We start from the raw sequence: 17070 nt of genomic DNA, 5'->3' as shown, positions 1-17070 counted from the left end.
TTGGGATTGGGTGGAAGCACCCCATGTCGGCTTAAGGTCTTGGGCGTGCCAGCCAGTACCACGAGCCCCATGAGGGTCGCCGTCCTCGCCGATTCCGACACTCGGTGGAAATGGGGTGCGCTCACCGCCAGTCGTATTTCTCCTGATAATTCGGACATTCATCTCGACGGCTACCTCCTCAGAGGCAGGGCCACCCCCACCGCCCGCCAGCTCCAGGAGGTCGGCGTCACCGCGGACTCGCTGCGCGAGGTGACCGCCCTGGAGTTCCTGCGGGCCATGGACCAGGAGGAGCCGTACGACATCCTCGTGCTCGCCCTGGTCGGCGGCGGCGTCCAGGCGATGCTGCACGGCCTGGCGCAGGTGTGGGACGACACGGCCCTGCGCCCTGTCGTCGTCACCGGCTATGTCGGGGTCGTGTACGAAAAGCTCGCCGACGGACTCCTGCTGCGCCACGGCGCCGACCTGGTCCTCGCGAACTCCCGTCAGGACGCCGACCGTTTCAAGGCCGTGTACGACGGAGTGGGCGCCGATTCGTCCTCTGTGACCGAGATCGCACTCCCTTTTCTGGGTGGCGCGACTTACACAGGTGAGCATGGTCACCCGTACACGGTGGTGTTCGCCGCTCAGCCCTCCGTCCCGGAGAGCCGCAAGGACCGTACGTATCTCCTCGACCGGCTCGTGCAGCACGCCAAGCTGCACCCCGAGCGCGAGGTGCTCCTCAAGCTGCGCTCCAAGCCCGGCGAGCACACCACGCACATCGAGGAACTGCCGTACCAGAAACTGGCCCAGCGCGCCGACCTTCCGCCCAACTTCAAGCTCGTCTACGGGCACATGGGCGAGGTCCTGGACCGCACGGACCTGCTGGTCACCATCAGCTCCACGGCCGCCCTGGAGTCCCTGCACCGCAGCATCCCGACCGTCGTGCTGAGCGACCTGGGCGTGCGCGAGGCGCTCGGCAACCACCACTTCGTGGGCTCCGGTTGCCTCGCCTCCTGGGAGCAGCTCGACGCCGGTCACCAGCCCGTTCCCGACGCGTCGTGGGTGGCCCGGCAGGGCGTGGCTGCGGATGGCTCGTACGAGACGGCCTTCGACGCCGCACGCGACAGGATCGACCGACTTCTGGGATCCTCGAAGCTTCCGCCCCTGGCCCCGTACTACACACCGATGACGGCTCCCGGATATTTGCCGGGTATTCTCGCTCGGCACCACCTCGGCCCCGACGGCGTTCCGCTGCCCGGAGCGCCGGCCGCCGACAAGGAGCCGGGAGCGGTGCGGCAGATCGTGCGTCGCGCGGCCCGCGGCGCCTACCGGCACGGCGTGCAGCGCGTCGCGCCCGTGATCCGGCGGATGGGGGAGCTGTGACCCATCGGATCCCCCGTCAGACACGCGAAGAGCGTCAAGGAGTGCAGGCAATGTCCAACCCGGAGTCCAACCCGGAAGCGGGCCGAGCGACCGCGCGGCCCCGCGTGCTCGCAGTGATCCCCGCGAGAGGGGGCTCCAAGGGCGTGCCCGCGAAGAACCTGCTGCCTGTCGGCGGGGTCCCGCTGGTCGCCCGCGCGGTGCGCGAGTGCCTCGCCGCCAAGCTGGTCACGGACGTCGTCGTCTCCACCGACGACCAGGCGATCGCCGCCGCGGCCCGCCAGGCCGGCGCCGAGGTCGTGCTGCGTCCCGCCGCCATCGCCGGTGACACCGCGACCTCCGAGGCCGCCGTCCTGCACGCCATGGACGCCCACGAGACGCTGCACGGCGCCAAGGTCGACGTGGTCCTGCTCGTGCAGTGCACCAGCCCGTTCATCATCCGCGAGGACGTCGACGGCGTCGTCAACGCCGTCGTGCACAACGGCGCCGACAGCGCGCTGACCGTCGCCCCCTTCCACGGCTTCATCTGGCGCGACGCCGCCGACGACCCGCAGCCGGTACCCGGCGAGCGCACGGCCGTCGAGGGCGGCACCGGATCCGTGGCCACCGAGACGGTGACCGTCGGAGGTGGTGGCTATGGCGTGAATCACGACAAGTCCTTCCGGCCCCGCCGTCAGGACCGCCCCCAGGACCTCCTGGAGACCGGCGCCGTCTACGCCATGGACGCGACGGGTTTCCGCCAGTCGAAGCACCGTTTCTTCGGTCACACCGAACCCGTGCGTACCGACCCGGCCCGTGTGCTGGAGATCGACGACCCGCACGACCTCGCCCGCGCCCGGGCCCTCGCGACGCTCTTCGACGCGGAACGCCCCGGCGCCCTCCCGACCGCCGACGACATCGACGCGGTCGTACTCGACTTCGACGGCACCCAGACAGACGACAGGGTGCTGATCGACTCCGAAGGACGGGAGTTCGTCTCCGTGCACCGCGGTGACGGCCTCGGAATCGCAGCGTTGCGCAAGAGCAGCCTCAAAATGCTGATCCTGTCCTCGGAACAGAACCCGGTCGTCGCCGCCCGCGCACGGAAGCTACAGCTGCCCGTGCTGCACGGCATCGACCGGAAAGACCTCGCGCTGAAGCAGTGGTGCGAGGAGCAGGGCATCGCGCCGGAGCGCGTGCTCTACGTCGGCAACGACGTCAACGACCTCCCGTGCTTCGCCCTCGTGGGCTGGCCCGTGGCGGTCGCGAGCGCCCACGACGTTGTGCGCGGCGCCGCACGCGCGGTCACCACCGTTCCCGGCGGCGACGGCGCGATCCGAGAGATCGCCAGCTGGATCCTCGGCCCCTCTCTCGACCCCCTCAACAAGAAGTAAGGAACCCCCAGAATGACCTCCACCCGCTTGCGCTCGTTCGGCTCGAAGACCGCCGGCCCCGGCCAGCCCGTCTACATCTGCGGCGAGATCGGCATCAACCACAACGGTGACCTTGAGAACGCCTTCAAGCTGATCGACGTGGCCGCCGAAGCCGGCTGCGACGCGGTCAAGTTCCAGAAGCGCACCCCGGAGATCTGCACCCCGCGCGACCAGTGGGACATCGAGCGCGACACCCCCTGGGGCCGCATGACCTACATCGACTACCGCCACCGTGTGGAGTTCGGTGAGGACGACTACCGCAAGATCGACGAGCACTGCAAGAAGCGCGGCATCGACTGGTTCGCCTCCCCGTGGGACACCGAGGCCGTCGCGTTCCTGGAGAAGTTCGACGTCCCGGCCCACAAGGTCGCCTCCGCGTCCCTGACGGACGACGAGCTGCTCGTCGCCCTCCGCCAGACCGGCCGTACGGTCATCCTGTCGACGGGTATGTCCACCCCGAAGCAGATCCGTCACGCGGTCGAGGTGCTGGGCAGCGACAACATCCTGCTCTGCCACGCGACGTCGACCTACCCGGCGAAGGCCGAGGAGCTCAACCTCCGTGTGATCAACACGCTGGAGAAGGAGTACCCGAACGTCCCGATCGGCTACTCCGGCCACGAGACGGGCCTGCAGACCACGCTGGCCGCGGTCGCCCTCGGCGCCACCTTCGTCGAGCGTCACATCACCCTCGACCGTGCGATGTGGGGCTCCGACCAGGCCGCCTCCGTCGAGCCGCAGGGTCTGACCCGCCTCGTCCGTGACATCCGGACCATCTCCGAGTCCCTCGGCGACGGTGTCAAGAAGGTCTACGAGTCCGAGATCGGCCCGATGAAGAAGCTCCGTCGTGTCTCCGGCGTCATCGCCGACGCGGAGATCGCGGCTGCCGCGGGCGAGCCCGTCACCGCCTGATCCACACCACTCAGCGGCTTCACCGGCGCCAGCCGGTGACCACTCCGTCCACGCGGATTCCCCAGTCCGTACTCACGGAAGCGACGGTCGTACGTCGATGAGCCCACGCGCCGGTACCACCGGCCCCCACACTCTCGCCTTCGTCGAGAGCCCGGTCCAGCTTCTGAACGTGCTGGAATGGGCGCATGTGCACGCGCACGCGCTCAGCCCGGAGGGGGCCGGCGGTCCGGCGTCGGCCGTTTCCGCCCGCGCCGGTTCCACTCGCAACGGCGGCAAAGTCCCCGGACAGGCGTTGCGCCGCTGGCGCAGGGGCCAGAGCCGGGCGACGCGCCATGCGGGCAGTACGGCGAGTTCGGCGGCTTCCGTCGGCGGACTGACCCTGGTCGTCCTCTCCCCGGTCGACCCGATGACCCGGGGCCAGCTGCGCCGCATGGCCGAGCTCGCCCGCGAGGAGGGCCACGAGGTCCGCTGGGAGGACGCGCGAGCCGGCACCTCGGCCCCGTTCCGCACGATCGGCGGCCTGGCCCCGTTGCTGCGCCGCACCCGCCGCATCGTCATGGGGGACCCGTTCTCCCGTTACGTACAGGTACTTCTCAACATCACCAAGGCCCGTGACCTCGTCGTCGTCGACGACGGCACGGCGACCATGGAGTTCGTCTCCCAGCTCGCCCGCGGTGAGCGCCTGGTGCGCTGGCACCGCAAGGCCCAGCGCCCCGGAGCGCGGGACCTGCTGTTCATCCCGGTGTCGTCGAAGGCCCGCCGCCGGCTGACCCCGGGCGGCAGGCGCCGGGTCGAGATCTTCTCCTCGATGCCGATCGAGGACACCCCCGAGGGCGTCGAGGTCACGTACAACGACTTCGCCTGGACCCGTTCCCGGTTCGGCCCCCCGCACATCGCCGAGGGCGCGGACATGGTCGGTACGTCGCTCGTGGAGACCGGCGTGGTCGACGCCGACCGCTACCGTGACGCGGTCCGCGCCCTGGCCAAGGCCCACGGTGTGACGCGCTACTTCGCCCACCGCCGCGAGAGCCCCGAGAAACTCCAGGACCTGGCGGCCTGCACGGGCCTGGAGATGGTCCGCCCGGACCTCCCCCTCGAACTGATCGCCCGCCGCGGCCCCATCGGCCGTACGATCCTCAGCTTCCCCTCGACGGTCGTCCACACCCTTCCGCTGGCCCTGGCGGGCACGGACGTGAAGGTCGCGGTCTGCGACATCGACCCGGCCTGGCTGACCGCGAACGCGTCGCCGAGGGCCCAGGGGTTCCTGTCGGGCGTCACGGGCTCCGCCCGGGACGTACAGCGCGTGTCGACGGACTCGGGCCGCCCGACAAAGGAAGCGAAGGCGACGGGCTGACGCCCGGAGCCCCGTCTCCGCCGAGCCGTACTCACGTCGGTCCCCGGCACGCCGCAGCCTCCCCATGAGGCATCGCCGCACGAATCTCTTCGTCGTCCGGCTCCGGCGGGGTTCAGCGGGCCTCGGAGTCCCGTCAGGTGCGCCCGGTCGTCGGCTCACCCGGGTTCCCGGACGAGCCGGACGAACAGACGTGGCTGTCGCTGTCTCCCGGTCCCCGAACACCTCGGCGCGTCCCAGGGGCCGTCGATCCCCCTGGTGGGCGCCCGGTTGAGTTCACCCTTCCGTACGCCCCCGTCAGCGCGTGCGGGCGGGCCGGCGCCAGCCCTCGTCCCCGCCGCCCCCGGCCCTCACACCCCACTACCCCGGCTTGCGTGCCAAAAGATACGCGCGCTGCCGGGTCTCGTCCTCGTACGGCTCCCGGATCGTTTGCGCGTGCAGGGTCAGGCCCGCCTTGGTCAGGAGTTCGGTCACCCGGTCCGGGGTGCGGAACCAGTAGTCCAGTGACATCTCGTGGCCGAAGCGTTCGCCGAGGTGCAGGTGGTGGTCGGCCGAACCCGTCTGGAAGGCGAGCAGTACGTGGCCACCGGGGGCCAGGACGCGGTGGAACTCCGCGAACACCGTGGGCAGCGCTGCGTCCGGGATGTGGATGATCGAGTAGAGGGCCAGGACCCCGCCCAGCGTCTCGTCGGGGAGGTCCAGGGACGTCATCGAGCCGACGTGGAACCGCAGTCCGGGGTGGGCCCGGCGGGCCAGCGTCACCATGCGCGGGGACAGGTCCACGCCGAACACCGGCACACCGAGGGCGTGCAGTCTCGCGGCGACGTGCCCGGGGCCCGAGCCGATGTCCGCGACGGGCGCGGAGCCCTGGGCACGCACCAGCTCGGCGAAGGCGGCGAGAAGGGCGCGGTCCAGCGGGAGGTCCGCCAGGTGGTCCGCGTATCGCTCTGTGTAGTCGGCGGCCATGGCGTCGTACGACGCGCGGGTGGCGTGGAGGAAGTCCGGCGGGTCCGGTACGGCTGCCTGTATGAGGTCCGTCACGGACGTCTGGTTCGGGGCGGTCACGGAGGTGCACGTTACCCGGGGGCGGCGCGTGGGAAGGCGCGTTCACGCGGACGACGGCGGGCGTCAGCAGATGTTCATGCCGGTGACCGTGGCTGTTTCGGTACGTGGACAGGTCCGTCGACGCGGTGTACGGCGTGGCATCGTGGACAGGGGTGGACAGAAGTGGCTGCCGGGAAAGACCGGCGAGTTTACCCATCCCAGTTCGCGAGTATGCCTTCGGCGGTAGGAATTTCTCCCCTGACAGGTGGAAATTTTGTTGATCGTGGGTCCTTCGACCGCCCGGGCGTCCTACCCTTCAAAGGGTGAACCACATGATGTTCCGAGAGTCCGAGGCCGATCTCCCCGGGGAAGCCGCGCTTCCCGGCACGCTGCCGGAGGGATTGCGCGCCGAGCTCGTCGCGTTCCGCCGCGACATGCACATGCACCCGGAGCTCGGAAACCAGGAGTTCCGCACCACCGCCGCGATCAGGACACGGCTCGAGAAGGCCGGCCTCCGGCCGCGCGTGCTCGCCACCGGAACCGGGCTCATCTGTGACATCGGTGACATCGGCGTCGACCCCGAGGATCAGGGCGGCGGCACCGCTGTGCCCGTCCTTGCCCTGCGCGCCGACATCGACGCCCTTCCCATCCCGGACACGAAGAGTGACTGCGCGTACCGCTCCACCGTGCCCGACCGCGCCCACGCCTGCGGCCACGACGTGCACACCACCGTCGTGCTCGGCGCCGGGCTCGTCCTCGCCGAACTGCACCGGCAGGGCCTCCTGCCGAGGCCGGTGCGGCTGATCTTCCAGCCCGCCGAAGAGGTGCTGCCCGGCGGCGCCGCCGACGCGATCGAGTGCGGCGCGCTCGACGGGGTCGGCCGGATCATCGCCGTGCACTGCGACCCGAGGGTCGACGCCGGGCGGATCGGGCTGCGCCACGGGCCCATCACCTCCGCCTGCGACCGGCTGGAGATCTCGCTCGACGGCGCCGGCGGCCACACCGCGCGCCCCCACCTCACCACCGACCTCGTCACCGCCGCGGCCCGGGTCGCCACCGACGTGCCCGCGCTCGTGTCCCGGCGCGTCGACGCCCGCAGCGGCCTCTCCGTGACCTGGGGCCGGATCGAGTCGGGCCACGCCTGCAACGTGATCCCGCAGCACGCCGAGCTGTCCGGGACCGTACGGTGTCTCGACCTCGACACCTGGCACCAGGCCCCCGACCTCGTCCACGCGGCTGTCGACGAGATCGCCAACCTGTACCGGGCCAAGTCCGAGATCACCTACGTGCGAGGCGTGCCGCCCGTCGTCAACGACGCGGACGTCACCGAACTGCTGCGCGACGCGATGACCTCCCGGCGCGGCGCCCACTCCGTCGAGGACACCGCCCAGAGCCTCGGCGGCGAGGACTTCTCCTGGTACCTGGAGCACGTCCCCGGCGCGATGGCCCGCCTCGGCGTGCGCAGGCCGGGCGAGCGCGGGGTACGCGACCTGCACCAGGGCGACTTCGACGCCGACGAGCACGCGATCACGGTCGGCGTGGAACTGTTCACGGCCGCGGCGCTGCTCGACGCGCGGGAGCGGTAGGCGTAGGAAGGCGGGGGAGGGGTCCTTTGTGGAAGTGAAAAGGGGCTCACGCCATCCAGAAGAAGACGGCCGTCATCCGCTTCTCCTCCAGTGTCGTCCCGCAGTAACCGGTCGCGCTGTGTACGAGGTTGGCGTTGTAGAGGAGCAGGCGGTTGTACCTGTGCGGGACGCGTACGTCCTCCTCGAAGGCGTCCGGGGACACGAACCGGGTGCCCAGCGCCTCGACGAGGTTGTTGTGCGGGGCCTGGACCGTGTTGCCGCCGAGCCGGCCGCCGGGCAGGGACTGGCGGAAGAAGCTGGTGCCGCAGTCCTTGGGGACGCCAGGGTTGAGGTAGAGCACGGCCGCGTACCGGCACAGTGCCCGTGAGTCCGTGTGCGGGCGGGGAGTGCTCTCGCCCTCGCCCACCACCTGGACGCAGTTGTGGTTGAGGGTGCCGCCGCCGGGGGCCTTCTGCACCCGGAGTTCCTTCGCGCCGGTCGCCTGCTTCACCAGCCGCTCGATCCGCCCCAGCTCGGCGGGTTCGAGACCCGGCATGGCACGCAGCCCCGGCCAGCTCTCCGAGGTGTAGGGGTGGCCCTCGGTCCAGTCGTCCTTGGCGAGACACCGCTCGCGTACGGCGTCCACGGTGGGCAGGACGTCGTCGAGGACCCAGTAGTCGCGGCCCTTGGTGGGCTTGCGGTAGGGCAGCACGGGCAGCGGGGCGCGGGAGGCCTGAGCCGTGCGGGTGAGGGGAGTCCTGGGGAAAGGGGGTGGCTGTGGGGGCATGGGCCAGAACGTAGGGCGGGCTTGGTTTTGTCTGTGTCTGTACTCGGTCAACTTTCCCCCGGCTTTGGTCAACCTTCGGTCAGTGGACCGCTGTCCCGACCGCCCTCGATACGCCCGGCCGGGCATCGTTCCTGCACATAAGCCCCTCGGGTTCCGCGCGCAGCACCTTCCTGTTCGTAACGTGAGCCGCGATTGCGGCCACAGTCATGAGATCGACGGGTCTCGGTCATGACTCGAAGCCCTGGCCGCACGGCGTCGACGGTGTCGGCCTTCAAGTCCGGAATCACGACTTGAAGGCCGACATCGAACAGGCTCCGCATCACCCGACAGCGGTCTGACGGGTTACTGGGCTACCTCGTCGTTTCAGAGCCTGTCCGTCTCGACGCTGATCTTGAACACTGCGACGCCACTGTTGCCCGGGTCGTCACTGCAGACGGCCTTCGAGGTCTTGCCGCTGCGGGTGTTGACCCACGGGCCGAACCTGGTGGCCTGTATGCCGCGGGAGTCGATGCACACCACCTTCACCCGATGGTCGTCGAACCGGGTGTCACCTCCGGTGCACTTCGCGAAACCGGTCCCCTGGTTACTGGAGATCCAGGTGGTGCAGTTCGTCGCGGCCATGGCGGGCGTCGCCACGGCGAGGACGGTGCCTGCCAGGGCGACACCGACTCCCGCAGAGGCGGCGACCAGCTTCTTGAATTTCATGATTCTCCCCGGTTTGGGTGTGTCTCTGCATGTTCGGTTCGGTCTGCGGAGACACACGTCTTGATCGCGAGTATTTGTGGTGAGGTCCACCAGCTGGGCGAAGTTGGGAAGATCTTGAGGGGGTGATGGTCAGATGCATGACAAGTTGATAGTTGATCATGGAATGGAGGGCGGCCGGGTAACACTGCCAGGCGGACTTCTCTGGCATATCTACGCGCGTTACGCTGTGCCGGAACAAGCATCTGGTGCGGACGCCCGCACAGTGGAGTCCCGTTCATGCGCCGCGTGCCCCGTGTCGCCGTGGCGGGTGCCGCAGTCGCAGCCCTCGCCGTCACTGGGTCCGCTTGTAGTGGTTCGTCCGGCGAGTCCACCGGCAATGGCGGCAAGAACCTGGGGCCGGCCCTGGCCTGCGACATCGGTGGCAACGGTGACCGGTCCTTGTCCGCACCAGGACGACTTCGACGCCGACGAGTGCGCGGTCACGGTCGGCGTGGAGATGTTCACGGCCGTGGCGCTGACCGGCGCGGCGGACCGCTGAGACGGGCGGCGGCTCCTTCGTGGGCCGCTCCGCCGATTGGCGCAACACGGTTGTGAGTCAATCGTGCACTATCGGAAACCATCGGTCCGAAAGCCGCAAGAGCACGAGTTCAGAAGGCGTTTGCCTCGAATCGATAACGGCTTCCGCACGGGTTATTTTCTGACATCTACGCGCGTTACGATGCCGCGAAGCCGACGCCACTGGGGCGTCCAGGCCCGGGCACTGGCATGGTGCTCACATGAAGCGCCGACATGGCGCTCAGGTCAGGTGAAGGAGCCCCCCGTGCGCCGGGTAGCCAAGCTTTCCGCTGCGTGTATCGCGACCGCAGCTCTCGCAATGACTGCCACTGCCTGTGGCAGCACCTCCTCCGAGAAGGACAGCTCGTCCTCGTCCTCGTCGTCGGACGGCGCCAAGGGCGGCATCAAGATCGGCCTCGCCTACGACGTCGGCGGCCGTGGTGACCGCTCCTTCAACGACTCCGCCGCCCGCGGCGCCGACAAGGCGGAGAAGGAGTTCGGCGGTTCCATCAAGGAGCTGACCGCCAAGTCCTCCGACACCGAGGCCGACCGTGAGCAGCGCCTGACCGACCTGGCGGACGCCGGCTACAACCCGATCGTCGCTATCGGTTACACGTATGCCAGCTCCGTGGGCAAGGTCGCCGCGAAGTACCCGAAGGTCAACTTCGGCCTCATCGACTCGGTCGTGGACGCCAAGAACGTCGACAGCATCACCTTCACGGAGGAGCAGGGCTCCTACCTCGCGGGTGTCGCCGCCGCGCTGAAGACCAAGAAGGACCACGTCGGCTTCATCGGTGGCGTGGACACTCCGCTGATCAAGAAGTTCGCGGCGGGCTACGTCCAGGGCGTGCACGACACCAACCCCAAGGTCAAGGTGGACGTTCAGTACCTGACCCACGGCTCCGACACCTCCGGCTTCGCGAGCCCCGACAAGGGCAAGGAGGCCGCGTCCGGCCAGCTCGACAAGGGTGCCGACGTGATCTACGCCGCGGCCGGCTCCTCCGGCAACGGCGCGATCGAGGCCGTCTCCGGCGTCAAGGGCGCCTGGGCCATCGGCGTGGACTCGGACCAGTACAACATCCCGGGTCTGAGCAAGTACAAGAACTCGATCCTGACCTCGATGGTCAAGAACGTCGACACCGGCGTCTACGACTTCGTCAAGTCCGTCCACGGCGGCACGCCGCTGACCGGCAACCAAATCTACTCGCTCGCCAAGGGCGGTGTCGGCCTGGCCACCAGCGGTGGCTTCATCGACGACATCCAGACCCAGCTGGACGCCGCGAAGAAGAAGATCGTCGACGGCACCATCACGGTCAAGACCACCCCGTGATCTGACGGTTCCCGCGGGAACCCCGGCTCGGCGAGACGGTGCACCTCGACCCTCTCGCCGAGCCATAACAATGTGTCAACTCTACGCGTGTAGCATGGAGTTGCCGCGCTAGCGTCACCGACGCCTGCCCTCCCCTACGCAGCCCCTTTTCCCCGAGGAGAGTGCGCCATCAACGCGTCCAGCCCTCCCGCTGCCGTCGAACTGCGCGGCATCACCAAGCGATTCCCCGGCATCGTCGCCAACCGTGACATCGACATCACCGTCCGCACCGGCACCGTGCACGCCCTGTGTGGTGAGAACGGCGCCGGCAAGTCCACCCTGATGAAGATCCTCTACGGCATGCAGCAGCCGGACGAGGGCACCATCACGGTGAAGGGTGAGACGGTCACCTTCCCCAGCCCCGCCGACGCCATCGCCCGCGGCATCGGCATGGTGCACCAGCACTTCATGCTCGCCGACAATCTCACCGTCCTGGAGAACGTCGTCCTGGGCGCGGAGAAGCTGTACGGCATCGGCGCCAAGGCCCGCGCGAAGATCAGGGAGATCTCCGACGCGTACAGCCTGAACGTCCGGACCGACGTCCTCCTGGAGGAACTCGGCGTCGCCGACCGCCAGCGCGTGGAGATCCTCAAGGTCCTCTACCGCGGCGCCAAGACCCTCATCCTCGACGAGCCCACGGCCGTCCTCGTGCCGCAGGAGGTCGACGCCCTCTTCGACAACCTGCGCGAGCTCAAGGCCGAGGGCCTCACCGTCATCTTCATCTCCCACAAGCTGGGCGAAGTCCTGTCCGTCGCCGACGAGATCACCGTCATTCGCCGCGGCACCACCGTCGGCACGGTCGAGCCCGCCGGTACGACTCCCAAGCAGCTCGCCGAGCTGATGGTCGGCAGCGAACTGCCCACCCCGGAGACCGAGGAGTCCACGGTCACCGACGTCCCGCTGCTCAGGCTGGAGGGACTGCGCCTGGCCCAGACCGACCTCGACGGCGTCGAGCGGATCATCCTCGACGACATCTCCTTCACCATCCACCAGGGCGAGGTCCTCGGCATCGCCGGTGTGGAGGGCAACGGCCAGTCCGAACTGGTCGAGGCGATCATGGGTATCCGTGACCTCGACGCCGGCGTCATCACACTCGCCGACACCGACATCTCCCACGCGCCCACCCGCCGCCGCCGCGAGGCCGGTGTCGGCTACATCCCCGAGGACCGCCACCGCCACGGCCTGCTCCTCGAGGCCCCGCTGTGGGAGAACCGCATCCTCGGCCACGTCACCGAGAAGCCCAACTCCCGTGGCCAGCTCCTCGACATCAAGGGCGCCCGCACCGACACCGAGCGCATCATCCAGGCGTACGACGTCCGCACCCCCGGCATCGACGTCACCGCCGCCTCCCTCTCTGGCGGCAACCAGCAGAAGCTGATCGTCGGCCGCGAGATGAGCCACGCGCCCAAGCTGCTCATCGCAGCCCACCCCACCCGCGGTGTGGACGTCGGCGCGCAGGCCGCGATCTGGGACCACATCCGCGAGGCCCGCCGAGAGGGCCTGGCCGTGCTGCTGATCTCCGCAGACCTGGACGAGCTCATCGGGCTCTCCGACACCCTGCGGGTGATGTACCGCGGCCGTCTGGTCGCCGACGCCGACCCCGCCACGATCACCCCCGAGGAGCTGGGCTCCGCCATGACGGGCGCGGCCACCGGCCACCTGGAGCACACAGAGGCCTCCGGCCCGGAGAGCACAGAGGACGACGCCCGATGAAGAAGCTGACGCAACGCATCGACAGGGAGCGGCTGCTCCTCGGCATTGCGGCGCCGCTGCTGGCGGTCGTCGCCGCGCTCGTCGTCACCACCCTGGTGATCCTCGCCACCGGCAAGAACCCGGGCGCCGCCTTCAGCGACATGGTGACCTACGGCTCCGCCAGCGACAGCCAGATCTACATCCTGAACAAGGCGACGACGTACTACCTGGCGGGTGTCTCGGTGGCCATCGGCTTCCGGATGAACCTGTTCAACATCGGCGTCGACGGCCAGTACCGGATCGCCGCGTTCGTCGCCGCCGTCCTCGGTGGCGCGCTGACCACGCCGGGCTGGATCTCCATCCCGCTGATCATCCTGTGCGCGATGGCGACCGGCGCCCTGTGGGCGGCCATCGCGGGCATCCTGAAGGTGACCCGCGGGGTCAGCGAGGTCATCTCGACGATCATGCTCAACTCGATCGCCACCGCGATCATCGCCTACCTGCTCCAGCCCGGAAAGCTCGCCGAGCTCCAGGCCGGCGGCACGGTCGTCTCCACCAAGCCGCTGCCGTCGTCCTCGTACTTCTTCCAGATCGACACCGGTGCCGCGGGCGAGCTGTGGGGCTTCATCGTCATCGCCGTGCTCGTCGGCGTCGCGTACTGGTTCGTGCTCGGCCGTACCCGGTTCGGCTTCGACCTGCGCACCGTCGGCCAGTCCGAGAGCGCCGCCGCCGCGAGCGGTGTCTCGGTGAAGAAGATGGTCGCAACCAGCATGGTGATCTCCGGCGCGGTGGCCGGTCTGATCGGCATGCCGACCCTCCTCAACGACAGCCACCAGTTCAGCAACGACTTCCCCGTGGGCATCGGCTTCACCGGCATCGCCATCGCGCTGCTCGGCCGCAACAACCCGATCGGCATCGCGCTGGGCGCCCTGCTGTGGGGCTTCCTGGAACGCACCACCAACCACCTGGAGTTCGAGGGCTACGACAAGGAGATCCTCGGCGTCATCCAGGGCGTCATCGTCCTGTGCGTCGTCATCGCCTACGAAGTCGTACGACGCTACGGACTCAAGCGCCAGCAGCAGCGGGTCGGCGCCGAGCTCGCCGCCCAGGCCGCAGCCCCCACCCAGAAGCAGGAGGTGGCGTGATGACTGCCACGATGACCGACACGCCGCCCCCCGCGGCACCCAAGGCGGACACCGCCACCCGGTCGGGCCGTTCGCTCGGCCAGATCCTGCTGATCGTCGCGGGTGCACTGCTGCTCGTCGCAGCGGTCCGGGTCATCTCCGGCTCCGACCAGCTCACCTCCGAGGGCCAGGTCTCCGCCGCGTTCAGCCTCGCCGTGCCGATCGGCCTCGCCGGCCTCGCCGGTCTGTGGTCCGAGCGGTCCGGCGTGGTCAACATCGGCCTCGAAGGCATGATGATCCTCGGCACCTTCGGCGCCGGCTGGATCGGCTGGCAGTCCAGTCCCTGGCTCGGCCTGCTGTGCGGTATCGGCTTCGGTGTCCTGGGCGGCCTGCTGCACGCGGTCGCGACCGTCACCTTCGGCGTCGACCACATCGTCTCCGGCGTCGCGATCAACCTGCTCGCGCTCGGGACCACCCAGTACCTCGCCAAGCTCTTCTTCGTGGACGGCAAGGCGGCCGAAGCAGGCGGCAACCCCAAGCAGTCCCCGCCCGTGGACTCGCTGCCCAGCTTCGACGTCCCGGGCCTGTCCAGTGGACTGCACTCCGTCGAGGCCCACCACTGGTTCCTGATCTCCGACATCGCCGGCATCCTCGGCGGTCTGGTCACTGACATGTCCGTGGTGACGGTCCTGGCGATCGCTCTGTTCGTGGCCAGCTGGTGGCTGCTGTGGCGCACCCCGTTCGGCCTGCGTCTGCGCTCCTGCGGTGAGAACCCGATCGCCGCGGAGTCCCTTGGCGTCAACGTCTACAAGTACAAGTACGCGGCCGTGGCCGTCTCCGGCGGCCTCGCCGGTCTCGGCGGCGCCTTCCTCGCGCTGGTCACCTCGCACACCTACCTGGAGAATCAGACCGGTGGGCGGGGCTACATCGGTCTCGCCGCGATGATCTTCGGTAACTGGCGGCCCGGCGGTCTGGCCATGGGCGCGGGCCTGTTCGGCTACTCCGACGCGCTTCAGCTGCGCAGCGGGGGTGAGACCGTCCACGCGCTGCTCCTGCTGCTGTTCGTGCTCCTCTTGGCGATGGCCGGCTGGAAGCTGTACAAGAAGGCAATCGTCCAGGGTGCCGTCAGTGCCGTCGTGGCCGTGGCGGTCCTGGTCTGGTACCTGACCACCGACGAGGTCCCGAGCGACTTCGTGGGCGCCACCCCGTACGTCGTCACGCTGCTGGTGCTGTCGCTGTCCGCGCAGCGTCTGCGAATGCCCAAGGCGGACGGCATGCGCTACCGGAAGGGCCAGGGCAAGTGACCGGCGTCGACTGGGGCGCGCTGCGCGCGGTGGCCCGGGACGCGATGTCCCACGCGTACGCCCCCTACTCCGGTTACCCGGTCGGTGTCGCCGCCCTGGTCGACGACGGCCGCACGGTCTCGGGCTGCAACGTCGAGAACGCGTCGTACGGGCTCGGCCTGTGCGCCGAGTGCGGTCTGGTCTCCGAGCTGCAGCGCACCGGCGGCGGCCGGCTGACGCACTTCACGTGTGTGGACGGCAAGGGCGACATCCTCGTCCCGTGCGGTCGCTGCCGGCAGCTGCTGTTCGAGTTCGGCGGCGCGACCCTGCTCCTGGAGACCCCGGCGGGCATCCTGCCCCTCTCCGAGATGCTTCCCCAGGCCTTCGGTCCGGACCATCTCACCAAGTAACTCCCGTACGGCCCCCCGGAGTTGGTCGAGCACCTACTCCGGGGGGCCGCACCGTTTCGCAGAACAACCGGTTCTCAGAACCACCGGAAGGAAGCCAAGCCATGACGCTCCTGTCGATGGATGTCATCTCCGTCATCCGCACCAAGCGGGACCGTGGTGAACTCAGTGACGAGCAGATCGACTGGGTCATCGACGCGTACACGCGCGGCGAGGTCGCCGACGAGCAGATGTCCGCGCTCGCCATGGCGATCCTGCTGAACGGCATGAACCGCCGCGAGATCGCCCGCTGGACGGCGGCGATGATCGCGTCCGGCGAGCGCATGAACTTCGCCTCGCTGTCCCGCCCCACGGCAGACAAGCACTCCACGGGCGGCGTCGGCGACAAGATCACCCTCCCGCTGGCCCCCCTGGTCGCGGCGTGCGGCGCCGCCGTACCGCAGCTCTCGGGCCGCGGCCTCGGCCACACGGGCGGCACCCTGGACAAGCTGGAGTCGATCCCCGGCTGGCGGGCGCTGCTCTCCAACGAGGAGATGCTGCACGTCCTGGACACGACGGGCGCCGTGATCTGCGCGGCGGGCGACGGCCTGGCCCCCGCCGACAAGAAGCTGTACGCGCTGCGCGACGTCACCGGCACGGTGGAAGCCATCCCGCTGATCGCCTCCTCGATCATGTCGAAGAAGATCGCGGAGGGCACGGGCTCGCTGGTCCTGGACGTGAAGGTCGGCACGGGCGCCTTCATGAAGACGATCGAGGACGCGCGGGAACTGGCGTCCACGATGGTGGGCCTGGGCACGGACCATGGGGTGAGGACGGTCGCGCTGCTGACCGACATGTCGACGCCGCTCGGCCTGACGGCGGGCAACGCGCTGGAGGTACGGGAGTCGGTCGAGGTCCTGGCGGGCGGCGGCCCCGCCGACGTGGTCGAGCTGACGCTCGCCCTGGCCCGCGAGATGCTGGACGCGGCCGGCGTTCGCGACGCCGACCCGGCGAAGGCGCTGGCCGACGGCTCCGCGATGGACGTGTGGCGTCGGATGATCGCGGCCCAGGGCGGCGACCCGGACGCCCCGCTGCCCACGTCGAGGGAACAGCACGTCATCAAGGCGCCGTCCTCGGGCGTCCTGACCCGCCTCGACGCGTACGGCGTCGGCGTCGCCGCCTGGCGCCTCGGCGCGGGGCGTGCGCGCAAGGAGGACCCGGTGCAGGCGGGCGCGGGCGTCGAGCTCCACGCCAAGCCGGGCGACACGGTCACGGCCGGCCAGCCCCTCATGACCCTCCACACGGACACCCCGGAGCGCTTCGAGTACGCGCTCCAGGCGGTCGAGGGTTCGTACGACATCGGGGCGACGGGTACCGAGTTCACGGCGGCGCCGGTGGTGCTGGAGCGGATCGCCTGAGTCGGTGGCGAGGCGCGTTGCGGTGCGGCGCGCTCGGGTGGGGGAGTCCTGCCCGGGCGCGCCGTTGTCGGTTCGGGCAGGGCCGCCACTACTGACAGCGCCGGTACCGAC

The 17070-nt window shown here is 69.4% G+C and carries 14 protein-coding genes; 11 read left to right on the top strand and 3 right to left on the bottom strand.

Going from position 1 to position 17070, the window contains the following annotated elements:
* The first annotated feature begins 45 nt into the window (after positions 1 to 45).
* The 4 genes from QA861_RS16200 (at position 46) to QA861_RS16185 (ending at position 5034) form a co-directional block, all read left to right on the top strand.
* Complete coding sequence (locus tag QA861_RS16200; RefSeq protein ID WP_334589025.1) at positions 46 to 1362, top strand: DUF6716 putative glycosyltransferase; 1317 nt, start codon at positions 46 to 48, stop codon at positions 1360 to 1362.
* Positions 1363 to 1412: 50 nt separating this feature from the next.
* Positions 1413 to 2732 carry a cytidylyltransferase domain-containing protein gene (locus QA861_RS16195; protein WP_334589024.1) on the top strand — a complete coding sequence of 440 codons (1320 nt, stop codon included), beginning with the start codon at positions 1413 to 1415 and terminating at the stop codon, positions 2730 to 2732.
* Positions 2733 to 2744: 12 nt separating this feature from the next.
* A complete protein-coding gene (locus QA861_RS16190; protein WP_334589023.1) occupies positions 2745 to 3680 on the top strand; it encodes an N-acetylneuraminate synthase family protein in 936 nt (311 codons plus the stop codon).
* 97 nt (positions 3681 to 3777) lie between these two features.
* Positions 3778 to 5034: a hypothetical protein gene (locus tag QA861_RS16185; RefSeq protein ID WP_334589022.1), complete on the top strand. Its 1257-nt coding sequence runs from the start codon at positions 3778 to 3780 to the stop codon at positions 5032 to 5034.
* Positions 5035 to 5391: 357 nt separating this feature from the next.
* Here the strand turns inward: QA861_RS16185 and QA861_RS16180 are convergent, their stop codons facing one another.
* Positions 5392 to 6096 carry a class I SAM-dependent DNA methyltransferase gene (locus QA861_RS16180; protein WP_334589021.1) on the bottom strand — a complete coding sequence of 235 codons (705 nt, stop codon included), beginning with the start codon at positions 6094 to 6096 and terminating at the stop codon, positions 5392 to 5394.
* Positions 6097 to 6407: 311 nt separating this feature from the next.
* On the opposite strand from QA861_RS16180, the gene QA861_RS16175 reads away from it, so the two are divergent.
* On the top strand, positions 6408 to 7661 hold the full coding sequence (locus QA861_RS16175; RefSeq protein ID WP_334590581.1) for an amidohydrolase: 1254 nt from the start codon (positions 6408 to 6410) through the stop codon (positions 7659 to 7661).
* Positions 7662 to 7707: 46 nt separating this feature from the next.
* On the opposite strand, the gene QA861_RS16170 is transcribed toward QA861_RS16175, so the two are convergent.
* Entirely contained in the window at positions 7708 to 8427 is a 720-nt protein-coding gene (locus QA861_RS16170) for a DUF6445 family protein (RefSeq protein ID WP_443041489.1), read from the bottom strand.
* Positions 8428 to 8790: 363 nt separating this feature from the next.
* Complete coding sequence (locus QA861_RS16165; RefSeq protein WP_334589020.1) at positions 8791 to 9132, bottom strand: hypothetical protein; 342 nt, start codon at positions 9130 to 9132, stop codon at positions 8791 to 8793.
* 820 nt (positions 9133 to 9952) lie between these two features.
* Here QA861_RS16165 and QA861_RS16160 point away from each other — a divergent pair.
* From QA861_RS16160 to QA861_RS16135, 6 genes are all read left to right on the top strand, one after another.
* Positions 9953 to 11017: a BMP family lipoprotein gene (locus QA861_RS16160; RefSeq protein ID WP_334589019.1), complete on the top strand. Its 1065-nt coding sequence runs from the start codon at positions 9953 to 9955 to the stop codon at positions 11015 to 11017.
* A 201-nt stretch (positions 11018 to 11218) separates the two neighbouring features.
* Positions 11219 to 12769 (top strand): ABC transporter ATP-binding protein, encoded by a 1551-nt coding sequence (locus tag QA861_RS16155; protein WP_334590577.1) that lies wholly within the window; start codon positions 11219 to 11221, stop codon positions 12767 to 12769.
* Positions 12766 to 13893: an ABC transporter permease gene (locus tag QA861_RS16150; RefSeq protein WP_334589018.1), complete on the top strand. Its 1128-nt coding sequence runs from the start codon at positions 12766 to 12768 to the stop codon at positions 13891 to 13893. Before QA861_RS16155 ends, QA861_RS16150 begins: the two co-directional genes overlap by 4 nt.
* Positions 13893 to 15176, top strand: a complete 1284-nt coding sequence (locus QA861_RS16145) for an ABC transporter permease (RefSeq protein ID WP_334589017.1) — start codon at positions 13893 to 13895, stop codon at positions 15174 to 15176. Before QA861_RS16150 ends, QA861_RS16145 begins: the two co-directional genes overlap by 1 nt.
* On the top strand, positions 15173 to 15565 hold the full coding sequence (locus tag QA861_RS16140) for a cytidine deaminase (protein WP_334589016.1): 393 nt from the start codon (positions 15173 to 15175) through the stop codon (positions 15563 to 15565). The genes QA861_RS16145 and QA861_RS16140 overlap by 4 nt, the downstream gene beginning before the upstream one ends.
* A 110-nt stretch (positions 15566 to 15675) precedes the next feature.
* Positions 15676 to 16959 carry a thymidine phosphorylase gene (locus QA861_RS16135; protein WP_334590575.1) on the top strand — a complete coding sequence of 428 codons (1284 nt, stop codon included), beginning with the start codon at positions 15676 to 15678 and terminating at the stop codon, positions 16957 to 16959.
* Positions 16960 to 17070: the final 111 nt, after the last annotated feature.

The sequence above is a fragment of the Streptomyces sp. B21-083 genome (assembly GCF_036898825.1).
Lineage (GTDB): Bacteria > Actinomycetota > Actinomycetes > Streptomycetales > Streptomycetaceae > Streptomyces.
The sequence above is the reverse complement of the archived record's forward strand: the minus strand, read 5'-3'. Positions and strand labels throughout refer to the sequence as shown.

What these genes read in the sequence shown, in the direction of transcription:
- QA861_RS16195 (WP_334589024.1), top strand. Translation starts at nt 1,413, where the DNA reads ATGTCCAACCCGGAGTCCAACCCGGAAGCGGGCCGAGCGACCGCGCGG.
- QA861_RS16190 (WP_334589023.1), top strand. Translation starts at nt 2,745, where the DNA reads ATGACCTCCACCCGCTTGCGCTCGTTCGGCTCGAAGACCGCCGGCCCC.
- QA861_RS16185 (WP_334589022.1), top strand. Translation starts at nt 3,778, where the DNA reads ATGAGCCCACGCGCCGGTACCACCGGCCCCCACACTCTCGCCTTCGTC.
- QA861_RS16175 (WP_334590581.1), top strand. Translation starts at nt 6,408, where the DNA reads ATGATGTTCCGAGAGTCCGAGGCCGATCTCCCCGGGGAAGCCGCGCTT.
- QA861_RS16170 (WP_443041489.1), bottom strand. Translation starts at nt 8,427, where the DNA reads ATGCCCCCACAGCCACCCCCTTTCCCCAGGACTCCCCTCACCCGCACG.
- QA861_RS16165 (WP_334589020.1), bottom strand. Translation starts at nt 9,132, where the DNA reads ATGAAATTCAAGAAGCTGGTCGCCGCCTCTGCGGGAGTCGGTGTCGCC.
- QA861_RS16150 (WP_334589018.1), top strand. Translation starts at nt 12,766, where the DNA reads ATGAAGAAGCTGACGCAACGCATCGACAGGGAGCGGCTGCTCCTCGGC.
- QA861_RS16145 (WP_334589017.1), top strand. Translation starts at nt 13,893, where the DNA reads ATGACTGCCACGATGACCGACACGCCGCCCCCCGCGGCACCCAAGGCG.